The organism is Bradyrhizobium sp. CCGUVB1N3 (assembly GCF_024199925.1).
Classification (GTDB): Bacteria; Pseudomonadota; Alphaproteobacteria; order Rhizobiales; family Xanthobacteraceae; genus Bradyrhizobium.
This window is the reverse complement of sequence record NZ_JANADR010000001.1, coordinates 4,137,868-4,151,286: the sequence shown is the minus strand read 5'-3', so window position 1 is coordinate 4,151,286 and position 13,419 is coordinate 4,137,868. Positions and strand designations below refer to the sequence as shown.

General features: G+C 62.9%; 9 protein-coding genes. 7 read left to right on the top strand and 2 right to left on the bottom strand.

Annotated elements, in window-relative coordinates; genetic code table 11:
* Positions 1-13 precede the first annotated feature (13 nt).
* Both gnd and NLM33_RS19825 read right to left on the bottom strand, forming a co-directional pair.
* Positions 14-1,015, bottom strand: coding sequence for a phosphogluconate dehydrogenase (NAD(+)-dependent, decarboxylating) (gnd, locus tag NLM33_RS19830; protein ID WP_254097842.1), 1,002 nt, complete (start codon positions 1,013-1,015; stop codon positions 14-16).
* Between the two features lie 14 nt (positions 1,016-1,029).
* Complete coding sequence (locus tag NLM33_RS19825) at positions 1,030-3,879, bottom strand: bifunctional transaldolase/phosoglucose isomerase (RefSeq protein ID WP_254097840.1); 2,850 nt, start codon at positions 3,877-3,879, stop codon at positions 1,030-1,032.
* 360 nt (positions 3,880-4,239) lie between these two features.
* Here NLM33_RS19825 and NLM33_RS19820 point away from each other — a divergent pair, with 360 nt between their 5' ends.
* The 7 genes from NLM33_RS19820 (at position 4,240) to NLM33_RS19790 (ending at position 13,417) form a co-directional block, all read left to right on the top strand.
* The gene (locus tag NLM33_RS19820; RefSeq protein WP_371929969.1) at positions 4,240-4,524 is read left to right on the top strand and encodes a hypothetical protein; all 285 of its coding nucleotides are present in this window, start codon (positions 4,240-4,242) and stop codon (positions 4,522-4,524) included.
* A 458-nt stretch (positions 4,525-4,982) separates the two neighbouring features.
* Complete coding sequence (locus NLM33_RS19815; protein ID WP_254097838.1) at positions 4,983-6,926, top strand: PrkA family serine protein kinase; 1,944 nt, start codon at positions 4,983-4,985, stop codon at positions 6,924-6,926.
* 13 nt (positions 6,927-6,939) lie between these two features.
* Entirely contained in the window at positions 6,940-8,217 is a 1,278-nt protein-coding gene (locus NLM33_RS19810; RefSeq protein ID WP_254097836.1) for a YeaH/YhbH family protein, read from the top strand.
* Positions 8,214-9,758 (top strand): SpoVR family protein, encoded by a 1,545-nt coding sequence (locus NLM33_RS19805; RefSeq protein ID WP_254097834.1) that lies wholly within the window; start codon positions 8,214-8,216, stop codon positions 9,756-9,758. The genes NLM33_RS19810 and NLM33_RS19805 overlap by 4 nt, the downstream gene beginning before the upstream one ends.
* Before the next feature lie 340 nt (positions 9,759-10,098).
* Complete coding sequence (locus NLM33_RS19800; protein WP_254097832.1) at positions 10,099-11,130, top strand: ABC transporter substrate-binding protein; 1,032 nt, start codon at positions 10,099-10,101, stop codon at positions 11,128-11,130.
* Positions 11,131-11,375: 245 nt separating this feature from the next.
* Entirely contained in the window at positions 11,376-12,953 is a 1,578-nt protein-coding gene (locus tag NLM33_RS19795; RefSeq protein WP_254097830.1) for an SUMF1/EgtB/PvdO family nonheme iron enzyme, read from the top strand.
* Positions 12,954-12,970: 17 nt separating this feature from the next.
* Positions 12,971-13,417 (top strand): DUF4399 domain-containing protein, encoded by a 447-nt coding sequence (locus NLM33_RS19790; RefSeq protein WP_254097828.1) that lies wholly within the window; start codon positions 12,971-12,973, stop codon positions 13,415-13,417.
* Positions 13,418-13,419 lie beyond the last annotated feature (2 nt).

The window sequence follows — 13,419 nt, the reverse complement described above, 5'->3', positions numbered from 1 at the left end:
GAATGGCCGGCCTTCAGGCTTTGGGCTTGGATGAGCCCGGTTGCTTCGGCTCTTTGTGCCCCCCGAAGCCGGCGCGCATGGCGGAGAGGATCTTCTCCGCGAAGGTGTGCTCCTTGCGTGACCGGAAGCGGGCAAACAGCGCCGCGGTCAGCACTTCGGCCGGCACTGCCTCGTCAATCGCCGCATTCACGGTCCAGCGCCCTTCGCCGGAATCCTCCACGAACCCGGAATATTCCGCCAGCGCCGGGCTGTCGGCGAGCGCGGTCGAGGTGAGGTCGAGAAGCCAGGACGGGATCACGCTGCCGCGTCGCCACACCTCGGCAATGTCGGCGAGATCGAAATCGAAACGATGATCCGCCGGCAGTGCCTCCGTGTCGGCGTTCTTGAGAATGTCAAAACCCTCGGCATAGGCCTGCATCAGGCCGTACTCGATTCCGTTATGGATCATCTTGACGAAATGGCCCGCGCCGACCGGGCCGGCATGGATGTAGCCCTGCTCGATGCGGGGATCGCGGCCCTCACGACCCGGTGTCTTCGGAATGTCGCCCGCGCCCGGCGCAAGCGTGCCGAAGATCGGATCGAGCCGGTCGACGACGGCCTTGTCGCCGCCGATCATCATGCAATAGCCGCGGTCGAGCCCCCAGACGCCGCCGGAGGTGCCGACATCGACATAGTGGATGTCACGCTCCTTCAGCGCCTTGCCGCGGCGAACGTCGTCCTGCCAGAACGTGTTGCCGCCGTCGATGATGACGTCGCCGGCTTGCATCAGCTTTGCGAGCGTCTCGATCGTCGTCTCGGTGATGCGGCCGGCGGGCAGCATCACCCAGGCTGTGCGCGGCCTGTCGAGCTTGGCGACGAACTCTTCGAGCGTATTCGCGCCCTGCGCCCCGTCCGCGGCAAGGTCGGCGACGGCCTTGGCGTCCTTGTCATAGACCACGGCCGAATGGCCGTTACGCATCAGCCGGCGGACAATGTTGCCGCCCATCCGGCCGAGGCCGATCATGCCGAGCTGCATTGAGGTATCCTCTTTCAGTTCAACGCTTGCGACAGCGCGGCGTTCAGCGCGGCAAGGCCTTTCTTCAGCCCACCCTTCAGGTGCACGCGAAGCGCGCGTCGTCCGCGCTCGGTGAGCACGTCGAAGTCGCCGCGCGCCTGCGCCGCCTTGATGACGCCGAAGCTCGCCTTCTGGCCCGGCACCGGAAGGTCCTTGGCGTCGTCGGTCGTGATTTGCAGGAACACGCCGCTGTCTGGCCCGCCCTTGTAGGCTTGCCCGGTCGAATGCAGGAAGCGCGGACCGAATTCCGCGGCGGTGGCGACATGGCGCTTTTCGAGCACCTCCGTCCGCATCGCCTGCAAAGCCTCGATCGTGGCCTTGTCACGCGCGATGTAGCCGAGCAGGGCGACATAGTCGCCTTGCGTGGAGCGGCCGAGATGCGCTCTTAGCCACGAGGTGAGGTCGCCGTTCGCACCGGCGGCACGGAGCGCCGCGGCGTTGGCGTCGTCGGTGTAGAGATCGGCGTCCGCGGTGCTGACGACCGGCTGTTCGGGCGGCAGCGTGCCGGTCTTCTCGAACGCGGCGGTGAGCTCGCGGGTCTTGATCTTGGCAGCTTCCACGTCGGGCTGGTCGAACGGGTTGATGCCGAGGATGGAGCCCGCGACCGCGGTCGCCATCTCGAAGCGGAAGAACTCCTGGCCGAGATGGTCAACCGACTTCATGACGATACGCACCACGGGGTGACCCGCACGCTCGAGTGCCGCGAGCTTCTCCTCGTGAGCCGCGTCCGACTCACTTTCGGTACGGATATCGATGAAGAAGCGGTCGTTGCCGTAAATCGAAGGATCTCCGAGCGGTTCACCGTCGATCGGGATCAGGCCCTTGCCCTCCTTGCCGGTCGATTCCGCAATGAGCTGCTCGGCCCATGCGCCGAAATCAGCGATCTTTTTCGAAGAGAAGATCGTCACCTTGTCGCGGCCCTCGAGACCGGCGAGCCCCATGGCAAGGCCGAGCTGCACGCCGGGATTTTCATGCGGCGGCACGTCCGGTCCGCAGGAGCGCACCATCGCGAGCGTGTGCTTGATGAAGCTTCCGACATCGATGCCGGCGGTCGCGGCCGGTACCAGCCCGAAGGGCGAGAGGACCGAATAGCGCCCGCCGATCGAGGGCTCGCCGTAGAAGATGCGGGCATAGTTCAGCGTCTTGGCAGCCTTCTCCAGCGATGAGCCGGGGTCGGTCACCGCGATGAAGCGATGGCCGGTCTTGACGGAGGAGCCGACTGCTTGCGCGACGCGGTCGTAGAAATAATCCTTCATCGCATTCGGTTCGGTGGTGCCGCCGGACTTGCTGGACACGATGAAAACGGTGTTGGCGATGTCGATCTTGGCTTCCATCGCCCGCACCTGCGCGGGGTCGGTCGAGTCGAGCACATGCAGCTTCGGAAAGCCCGCCTTCCGTGCAAAGGTTTCGGCGAGCACCTCAGGTCCCAGGCTCGATCCGCCCATGCCGAGCACGACGGCGTCGGAGAATCTTTGGCCCTTCACGCGCCCTGCGTAGTCCGCATAGTCGGCAACGTCGGCCTTCGCCGCGCAGTCGAGCCAGCCGAGCCACTTGTTCTCGTCCGCACCGGTCCAGACCGACTTGTCGTGCAGCCAGAGCCTGCGGATTTTTGCATTGGCCCGCCAGTCCTCGGTGCTCGTGGTCACGGCCTTGCCGAGCCGCTCGCCAAGGGCAAAGTGCTGGCGGTCGATCGCTGCCCCGAGCACGGTGGCGCGCTTGGAGGCGACCGCGCCATAGAGCTTGTCGGCGGCGTCGGCAAACAGCTTCACGCCGTCCTTGACGAGCTCCTCGGTGATCTCGTCAAGCGAGATGCCGGAGCGCTCGAGCTCGTCCAGCACGTGGGCGGCCTCCTCGACATTCTCCTCCAGGCTGTCGCGCAGCTTGCCGTGGTCGCGGAACGCATCCAGCGTCGCCGGCGGCACGGTGTTGATGGTGTTGGGGCCGATCAGCTCCTCGACATAGAGGACGTCGCTATAGTCCTTGTTCTTGGTGCCGGTGGAGGCCCACAGCATCCGCTGCGGCTTGGCGCCCTTGGCGGCGAGCTTGTCCCAGCGTGGCCCGGAGAACAGGCGCTTGTAGTCCTGGTAGGCGAGTTTTGCATTCGCGATCGCGACCTTGCCCTTGAGCGCCGCCAGGCGCTCCTTTTCGCTGGGGTCGTTGGCGCGGGCGATCTTGTCGTCGAGCTGCTTGTCGACCACGCTGTCGATCCGGCTGACGAAGAAGCTTGCGACACTTGCGACATGCGACGGATCGCCGCCGCCGGCCACGTATTTCTCAAGGCCCGCAAGATAGGCCTCGGCGACCTCCAGATAGACCTCTTTGGAGAACAACAGGGTGATATTGACGCTGATGCCGTCGCCGATGAGCTGCTCGATGGCCGGCAGGCCCTCCGGCGTCGCCGGCACCTTGATCATCAAGTTTTTGCGATCGACATCCTTCCAGAGCCGCCGGGCTTCCGCGACCGTCCCCCTGGTATCCATCGCCAGATAGGGCGACACCTCCAGGCTGACGAAGCCGTCCTGGCCCTTCAGGCGGTTGTAGACCGGGCGCAGCACGTCGGCGGCGTTCTGGATGTCCTCGACCGCGAGCTGCTCGAACAGGTCGGCGACCGGACGGTCCCCGCGCTTCAGCGCCTTGCCGATCGGGGCGTCATATTCGTCCGAGCTGCCGATCGCCTTTTCGAAGATCGACGGGTTGGAGGTGACGCCCTTGACGCCATCGGTCTCGATCAGCCGCTTCAGGTCGCCCTTGGCGATGAAGCCGCGGGCCAGGAAGTCCAGCCAGACGGCCTGACCGTGCTTTTCCAGTTCTTTGACGGGATTCATGATCTCTCTTTTCTCCGAGCCGGTGGCGGGCGAGGGGTTCCAGCGCCGGTCCTGACGCGCTATGGTGTGTTAACACGACCTTGGGAGGGAACCAATCAAGGGTATGTGCGTCGTACTCTCGGCATAACTCTGTTGAGATTATAGCGATCCGGTCGACCGGTTGTCCGTTGCGTGAAAGTCGTTGACCGCAAGCTTGTCGGTCAGAGCAAGCTTTTCGGTCAAAGTCCTTTGCGTAGCGCCAGCCTTCGCTGAGCGGAGTTCGTCTCGCGGGCTCAAGCATTTGCCCCTGCGGTGGGTTGCGTCAGTTCATACATGAACTGCCATGCTGGGGGATAAGCATGCACGCAAAATCCGACGGCCTTGCGCTGTGCGGGTGTTCTCCTGTTCGGGCTCGTCACCTGCCGCCTAATCTGGATGTTGCCGGCCGAGCGGAGGCCGGTCGTCATCGTCGGCCGTAACGGCATCCGCGATCTGCGCATCGGCAACGAATTCCTGCTCTGGGACTCGATCCAAGACGTTCTCGATCCAAGACGTTTCGGTGCGCGAAAGCCGCGGAAGCAAAACCGTTGTGTTGACATCGACGCCGGCACTGCGGCGGCAACTTCGCTGCGTCAGGAGCAGGCGCGCAATCTCGCCAGAGGGTGATGTGGATTCCATCGTCATCGATCCGGCTGGGCTGGCGACGGACTTCGCTATGCTGCTGCGAGCCTGCCAGGCTTGTCACGACGCGAGTGAGCGGCGCGCCGCATTGCAGCAGAAGAGCCATCACGACGCTCAAGGCTTCGCCGTCAAAGCGTCACAAGTTTGCCGTTGGCGGACGGCTATGCTGCGCTGCCGGATGGACCAATCCCCGGTAACGCCCGGATGTTGCGGCGGGGCGACATTTGCTGGAAATTAGCAAGTACGGGTGTAGATTCGCATAAATAACAGGCAAGTGCCTGTTCGTAACTCACCCGGTGCCTACGTAGTGCGTTGCGCCGAGAAGGCGCCCGGGTGTCCAATGATCGTCATGTGCTCATGCTGATTCGAGACGGGCGCTGAGGAACGGTCCGGTAACTGCTTTCGTTTCAGCTTGAGTAGCGGAAATCACGCGGAGAGGGATCATGTACAACGATTCTTTGTTCAACGCTTTCGCTCGGTCGTTCGAGGCGAGAAGCCAGCACGACATGTCGATGGCGGAATATCTGGAATCGTGTCGAAGCGATCCCATGAAATACGCGAATTCAGCCGAGCGACTACTAGCTGCGATCGGTGACCCCCAGACGATTGACACGGCCAAGGACCCACGCCTTGGCCGTATTTTTTTGAACCGTACGATCCGCACCTATCCAGCCTTCGCCGGATTCTACGGCATGGAAGAAACGATCGAGCGCATCGTCGGTTTCTTCCGTCACGCCGCGCAAGGCCTCGAAGAACGCAAGCAGATCCTCTATCTGCTCGGCCCGGTCGGCGGCGGCAAATCCTCGCTCGCCGAGAGGCTCAAGTCGCTGATGGAAGTGCAGCCGATCTATGTGCTGAAAGCCGGCGACGAACTGAGCCCGGTGTTCGAGAGTCCGCTCAGTCTGTTCGATCCCGATCATCTTGGGCCGATGCTGGAAGAGAAGTACGGCATTCCGCGCCGGCGTCTCACCGGCCTGATGAGCCCGTGGTGCTACAAGCGGCTGGAAGCCTTCGGCGGCGACATCTCGCAATTCCGCGTCGCCAAGATCCAGCCGTCGCGGCTGCGCCAGATCGCCGTCTCCAAGACCGAGCCGGGTGACGAGAACAACCAGGACATCTCCTCGCTGGTCGGCAAGGTCGACATCCGCAAGCTCGAGACCTACGCGCAGAACGACCCGGATGCGTACAGCTATTCCGGCGGTCTCAACCGCGCCAACCAGGGCATCCTCGAGTTCGTCGAGATGTTCAAGGCGCCGATCAAGATGCTGCACCCGCTGCTCACCGCGACACAGGAGGGCAACTATATCGGCACCGAGAACATCGGCGCGATCCCCTTCACCGGCATCATCCTCGCGCACTCGAACGAGGCCGAGTGGGCGAGCTTCAAGTCCAACAAGAACAACGAGGCCTTCATCGACCGCATCTGCGTGATCAAGGTACCCTATGTCCTGCGGTACACCGAAGAGCAGAAGATATACGAAAAGCTGATCCAGGGCTCAGAGCTCGCTTCGGCACCTTGCGCGCCCGCGACGCTGGAGACGATGGCGCGGTTCTCGGTGATGTCACGTCTGCGCAAGCACGAAAATTCCACGCTGTTTGCCAAGATGCGGGTGTACGATGGCGAAAGCCTGAAGGAATCCGATCCCAAGGCGCGCAGCGTTCAGGAATACCGCGATGCCGCCGGTGTCGATGAGGGCATGGACGGCGTTTCCACTCGCTTTGCCTTCAAGATCCTGGCCGCGACCTTCAACCACGATCCGCAGGAGGTCGCTGCCGATACCGTGCATCTGATGTACGCGCTGGAGCAGGCGATCCGCCGCGAGCAGCTTCCGGAGGAGACCGAGAAACGCTACCTTGAATTCATCAAGGCCGAACTTGCGCCGCGTTACGCCGAGTTCATCGGAAACGAGATCCAGAAGGCGTATCTCGAATCCTACTCGGATTACGGCCAGAACCTGTTCGATCGCTACGTGGACTATGCCGATGCCTGGATCGAGGATCAGGATTTCAAGGATCCCGATACGGGACAGCTGCTGGATCGCGAACTCTTGAACCAGGAGTTGACCAAGATCGAGAAGCCGGCCGGCATCGCCAACCCGAAGGACTTCCGGAACGAGGTGGTCAAATTCTCGTTACGGTCGCGCGCGCAGAACGGCGGCAAGAATCCGACCTGGACCTCTTACGAGAAGATTCGCGATGTGATCGAAAAGCGGATATTCTCTCAGGTCGAGGACCTGCTTCCAGTGATCTCGTTCGGGTCGAAGAAGGACGGCGAGACCGAGAAGAAGCATGGCGAGTTTGTCGCACGCATGGTGGAGCGCGGCTACACCGAGCGTCAGGTTCGCCGGCTGGTGGAGTGGTACATGCGTGTGAAGCAGGCCGGTTGAGGCGGATGCGAAAGTGGCCCACATTATTGACAGGCGCCTGAATCCGGGCGGCAAGAGTCTTGAGAACCGCCAGCGGTTCTTGCGTCGGGCCAAGTCCTTGGTGCAGGGCGCCGTCAAGAAGACCTCGCAGGAACGCGACATCAAGGACGTCCTGGAGGGGGGTGAGGTCACGATCCCCCTCGACGGGATGCATGAGCCGCGCTTCCGCCGCGAGGGCGGCACGCGCGACATGGTGTTGCCCGGGAACAAGAAGTTCATCGAGGGCGACTATCTGCAGCGTTCGGGGCAGGGCGGCGCCAAGGACTCCGGTCCCGGTGAAGGCGACAGCGAGGACGCCTTTCGCTTCGTCTTGAGCCGCGATGAGTTCGTCGATCTCTTCCTCGATGATCTCGAGCTTCCCGATCTTGCCAAGCGCAAGATCACCCAGACCGAGAGCGAGGGCCTCCAGCGCGCCGGCTACACCACGTCCGGCTCGCCTGCGAACATCTCCGTCGGCCGGACCGTTAGGCTCGCGCTCGCACGCCGTATCGCGCTGCGCCGTCCGCGCAAGAGCGAGATGGACGAGCTGGAAGCCAGGATTGCCGAATGCACCGACGAAGACGAGCGCGCAGCGCTCGTCGCCGAGCTCGAGAGGCTGAAGGCGAAATCCAAGCGCATCCCCTTCATCGATCCGCTCGACATCCGCTACCGTCGCTTCGAGACGGTGCCGAAGCCGGTGGCGCAGGCGGTGATGTTCTGCCTGATGGACGTCTCCGGTTCGATGTCCGAGCACATGAAGGACCTCGCCAAACGCTTCTACATGCTGCTCTACGTCTTCCTGAAGCGCCGCTACAAGCACGTCGAGATCGTCTTCATCCGCCACACCGACCGCGCGGAGGAGGTGGACGAGCAGACCTTCTTCTATGGTCCGGCCTCGGGCGGCACGCTGGTGTCGAGCGCGCTCCAGGCGATGCATGAGATCGTGCGCGAGCGCTTCAATCCGTCGGACTGGAACATCTACGCAGCCCAGGCCTCCGACGGCGACAACTCCTATTCCGACGGCGAGCTCGCCGGCATGCTCCTGACCGATAAGATCCTGCCGGTCTGCCAGTTCTTCGCTTATCTCGAGGTTGGCGAGTCCGGCGGCAGCGCCTTCGATCTCTCCGACTCCTCGCTCTGGACGCTCTATGAGCGCTTGCGCAACAGCGGCGCGCCGCTGTCGATGCGCAAGGTCAGCGAGCGCGGCGAAATCTTCCCGGTGTTCCACGACCTGTTCCAGCGCCGCGAAAATCAGGAGAAAGCCGCTCCATGACGGACAAGACCGGGCGATTGTTCGAAGGCGCGGACTGGGACTTCCACACCTTGCAGCGTATCCACGATGCCTGCGAGGCGGTCGCGAAAAAGGAACTCGGCCTCGACGTCTATCCGAACCAGATCGAGGTGATCACCGCCGAGCAGATGCTGGACGCGTACTCCTCCGTCGGCATGCCGCTGTTCTACAAGCACTGGTCCTTCGGCAAGCATTTTGCGTTTCACGAGGCCTCCTATCGCAAGGGCCTGATGGGCCTCGCCTACGAGATCGTCATCAATTCTTCGCCCTGCATCTCCTATTTGATGGAAGAGAACACGGCGACGATGCAGACGCTGGTGATCGCGCATGCCGCGTTCGGCCACAACCACTTCTTCAAGAGCAACTATTTGTTCAAGCAGTGGACCGATGCCGACGGCATCCTGGACTATCTCGACTTCGCCAAGACCTACGTCTCGCAATGCGAGGCGCGCTATGGCCGCGTCGAGGTCGAGCGCACGCTCGACGCGGCGCATGCACTGATGTCGCACGGCATCGACCGGTATCCGGGCAAAAAGAACATCGATCTGCGGGCCGAGGAAAAGCGCGCCGGCCGCCGTCGCCAGCACGAGGAAGAGGTCTTCAACGACCTCTGGCGCACGGTGCCCAAGGGCGCTGCCAAGAGCCGGTCGGTACTGAGCATCGAACGCCGCCGCAAGCTGCTCGGCCTGCCGCAGGAAAACCTGCTCTACTTCCTGGAAAAGAGCGCGCCGCGTCTGGCGCCCTGGCAGCGTGAATTGCTGCGCATCGTCCGCCACATCGCGCAGTATTTCTACCCGCAGAGCCAGACCAAGGTGATGAACGAGGGGACGGCGACCTACGTCCACTATCGCATCATGTCGACCCTGCATAAGCAGGGACGCATCACCGACGGCAACTTCCTCGAATTCCTCCAGTCACACACCAACGTGGTGTTTCAGCCCGAGTTCGACGACCCGCGCTTCTCCGGCTTCAATCCTTATGCGCTCGGTTTTGCGATGATGCAGGATATCGAGCGGATCGCTACGAATCCGGAAGCCGAGGACCGTGAGTGGTTCCCGGACATTGCCGGCAAGGGCGATCCGATGGGGGTGTTGCGCGATGTCTGGGCGAACTACCGCGATGAGAGCTTTATCGGGCAGTTCCTCAGTCCTAGGCTGATGCGGCACCTGCGCATGTTCCATCTCCACGACGATCCGGAGGAGCGCGCCGGCATCCGGGTCGACGCCATTCACGACGAGCGCGGCTTCCGCCGCGTCCGCCGTGAGCTCGCGCGCCAGCACGATGTCGGCTTCATCGATGCCAATATCGAGGTGGTCGACGTCGACCTCGCCGGCGACCGCCGGCTGATCCTGCATCACCACGTCATCAAGGGCTCGCAGCTCAACGAGACCGACGCCAAGCGCGTGCTACAGCACCTGGCCGATCTCTGGACCTACGACGTGTCGCTGATCGAGGTCGATGCCAACGACAAGGTATTGCGGGAGTACGTGGTCAGCCCGCGGCCGATCCCGGCGGCGGCGTAGCTGCTTTTGCGGATGCTCTCACCCTCTCCCCTTGCGGGAGAGGGTGGCTTCGCGAAGCGAAGCCGGGTGAGGGGTTCTTTCCCCGTGCTCGTCTCTCGCATCTGAATTCGCGGAGAGAGACCCCTCATCCGGCGCTTCGCGCCACCTTCTCCCGCAAGGGGAGAAGGAAGAAGAGTCGCGCTCGCGTTGACTTGCGCAATAGCGCGTTGGTGTGAGAGGTGAGGTAGGCGGCCGGCGGGGTATTGGCGGTTAGTCGCCACTTGGGCAGGATGCGTTCACCTGTCCGCGATGGCCTGGCGGGCCGGGCAGGCCTGGATTTACCTATCCCCTGGATGGCCGGATGCTGGTACATGCGCGAGATGCATTCGACTTCTGCCAATCCGGGCCGCACATGATCCGGCGTGCCTTCATCCGCGCAACGGGGCTCCTGATGGCCGCGCCATGGCTTGCGGCGAATGCCCAGCCGTTGCCGCGGAGGCTCGTCGGCATGGTCTCCTCGTTCAGCGAGCGGCAATTGCTGCCGCTCCGCGCCGCGCTCCTGGACCGGTTGCGCGAGCTCGGCTGGCGCGATGGCGATAATCTGGAGTTCGACCTGCGGCTGGCCGAACCGATGTCATCCTCCCTGTCGGAGGCTTCGGCTTCGTTGGTGCAGCGGAAGCCGGACCTGCTGATCGCACAGGGAAGTCCTGCGCTCGAGGCAATGCGCAGGTACTCGGGCGCCATACCCGTCGTATTCCTGTTGGTGGCTGATCCCGTCGAGCTCGGCGTGGTGGCGTCCTTGTCACATCCCGGCGGAAGCCTCACCGGCTTCACGAATTTCGAGCTCGCGGTCGGGGGCAAATGGGTCGATCTGCTGAAGGCCGCCGACACGACGATCGAGCGCATCGTCCTGATCGCCAATCCCGACAACAACACCAGCGCGCCGTTCGCCCGCCAGATCGAGAGCGACGGCCGCGAAACCGGCGTGAACGTGCAGACGATCTACGTCCGCGATGCCGGCGAGATCGAGCGCGCCATTCGGGGCGCCGTTGGTTCGCCCCGGGCTGGGCTGATGACGCTCCCCGACTCCCTGCCGATCCTGCATCAGGATCTGATCGTCGGCTTGACCAACGAGCTGCGCATTCCCAGCATCCATCCGTTCCGCAGCTTTCCGGCAAGCGGCGCGCTGATGTCGTACGGGCTGGATTTCCCGGAGCTGTTCCGCGAGGTCGCTTCCTATGTGGACAGGATTCTTCGCGGAACGAAGCCGGCCGATCTTCCGGTGCAGGCGCCGACAAAATTCGAGCTCGTCATCAATTTGAGGACGGCGAGGCTCTTGGGGGTCGAGGTGCCGCCGGCACTGCTGGCGAGCGCCGACGAAGCCATCGAGTGAGCGAGCTCTCGCTTGGCGCGACGAAGTGTCGTTGCGAGCTTTAGTCGCTAGCAACGCCAAGAAAGTTCAAAGAGTCTGGCGGCATTTTCGCTGGGAACCCGACCGCCAGCGCTTGCCAGAAGCTCCGACCCGGTCGCACTTTGCTTTGTCCCTCGCGGGCGGTGTGATAGCCTGCACTTCGTACGTAACGCTCTTCGAGCGTTGAACGCGCAAGCCGCCATTTGCAAGTTTGTGGAGCCCCAGCAATGGGTGAAATTCGCAACTTCAAATCGGGGAATCAGGGTGAGCCGCCTTCGCATAGCGGAATGCCTCGCCGCCTCGCCGCCATTATCGTCGGTGACATCGCGTCCTACAGCCGCTTGATGCAGGCCGACGAGGAAGGCACGCATGTGCGCGTGAAGCGGATCGAGCGCGATCTGATCCAGCCCAGCATCGTTGAGCACCATGGAAGCCTGGTGAAGACGACGGGCGATGGCTTCATCGCCATTTTCGACAGTCCTGTCGAGGCCGTCCGATGCAGCATCGTCATCCAGCAGAATCTGATCGGTCGCAACGCCTCGCTTCCCAAGCACTCCCGGATCGAATACCGCATTGGCGTCAATCTCGGCGACGTCATCGTGGAATCGGACGACATCTACGGCGACGGCGTCAACATTGCGACGCGCATCGAAGGTATTGCCGAACCCGGTCAGGTGTTCATCTCGGGCGCGATCTACGAGCAGATCAAGCACAAGGTGGTGTGCGGCTACGAGTCGCTCGGGGACCGCAAGGTGAAGAACATCACCGATCCCGTGCGCGTCTATCGCGTGCTGCCGGATGCAGACGCCGTAGCCAGGACCCGGGGCCGGCGCGAGAACATCCTGCTGTTCCTTCTGATCGCGACATTGCTGGTGATTGCCGGCTACGTGCTTTGGTACGTACTTGCGCAGCACCGCAGCCGGGTGAATCAACAAGCTGCCGCCCCTCCGATCGTGGCTCCTTCAGTTTCCCCGACACCGCAATCTGTTCCGCTCGAGCCGAGCCCGCCGGCGCCAGCGCCACGGGCCGCTCCCGCGGCTTCTCCATCGCCAACTGCGGTGCCATCGCCAACTGCAGTGCCATCGCCGGCAGCTTCGCCGTCACCGGCCCCGATGCAATCCGCGGCGTCGATCCAGGAGCCGGAAATGGTCGCGATCCGTGCCGGCAGTCTTGCGATGGGCAGCAACGATGACGCGACGGAAAGGCCGATCCACCAGGTGGCGATCAAACCGTTTGCGATCGGGAAATATCCCGTGACGGTTCGTGAATGGAACGAATGTGCCGCGGCGAAGGCTTGCGGATTTACGGCGATCGGAAAGGACGACGCCCCCGTCACGAATGTGAGCTGGACGGACGCGCAGCAATATGCGGGCTGGCTCGCGCAGGCGACAAAGAAGCCGTACCGGCTTCCGAGCGAAGCTGAATGGGAATATGCCGCCCGCGGGGGTACCCAGACAAAATACTGGTGGGGCGACAAGGCGCAGCCGGGCATGGCCGCTTGCAAGGATTGCGGCGACGTCTCGGCCGATCAGCCGGTCAAGGTCGGCAGCTTCAAGCCAAATCCCTTTGGGCTTTACGACATGGGCGGCGGCGTCGATCAGTGGGTCGCGGATTGCTGGCACAAGAACTACCAGGGCGCCCCGGCCGACGGCTCGGCCTGGGTCGGCGGCGACTGCACCTCGCATGTTCTGCGCTCGGGGTCCTGGAAAAACGACGCGCGATATGTGCGACCGGCGAACCGTGACGGCTACGATACCAATGTTCGTTATCCGACCCACGGCTTCCGCATAGCGCTTGGTCCGTAAGCGCGGAAGGAGATGCGATGAAAATCGTCTGCTGCCTCGCGCTTTCGGCGTTGCTCGCATTGTCCTCCAGCGCAGCCTATTCGCAAGCCAAGCCGGCACCGAAGGACGCAAAGGTCTATTTCATCACGCCGCGCGATGGTCAGAAGATCAGAAGCGGATTCTGGGTCCGGTTCGGCCTGCGCAACATGGGCGTGACGCATGCCGGCGACGATTACCAGAACAGCGGCCATCACCATCTGCTGATCGACGTCAAAGATCCAGTCGACCCCAAGGAGCCGATTCCGCAGGACAAGTCGCATCTTCATTTTGGAGCGGGGCAGACCGAGACTTTTCTCGAACTGGCGCCGGGGACGCACACCCTGCAGCTCGTGCTGGGGGATGCGAAGCACTATCCGTTCGAGCCGCCCGTCGTCTCGGAGAAGATCTCCATACGCGTCAGGCAGCCCGCCGCGGCAGGGCGATAGGA

What these genes read in the sequence shown, in the direction of transcription:
- gnd (WP_254097842.1), bottom strand. Translation starts at nt 1,015, where the DNA reads ATGCAGCTCGGCATGATCGGCCTCGGCCGGATGGGCGGCAACATTGTC.
- NLM33_RS19825 (WP_254097840.1), bottom strand. Translation starts at nt 3,879, where the DNA reads ATGAATCCCGTCAAAGAACTGGAAAAGCACGGTCAGGCCGTCTGGCTG.
- NLM33_RS19815 (WP_254097838.1), top strand. Translation starts at nt 4,983, where the DNA reads ATGTACAACGATTCTTTGTTCAACGCTTTCGCTCGGTCGTTCGAGGCG.
- NLM33_RS19805 (WP_254097834.1), top strand. Translation starts at nt 8,214, where the DNA reads ATGACGGACAAGACCGGGCGATTGTTCGAAGGCGCGGACTGGGACTTC.
- NLM33_RS19800 (WP_254097832.1), top strand. Translation starts at nt 10,099, where the DNA reads ATGCTGGTACATGCGCGAGATGCATTCGACTTCTGCCAATCCGGGCCG.
- NLM33_RS19795 (WP_254097830.1), top strand. Translation starts at nt 11,376, where the DNA reads ATGGGTGAAATTCGCAACTTCAAATCGGGGAATCAGGGTGAGCCGCCT.
- NLM33_RS19790 (WP_254097828.1), top strand. Translation starts at nt 12,971, where the DNA reads ATGAAAATCGTCTGCTGCCTCGCGCTTTCGGCGTTGCTCGCATTGTCC.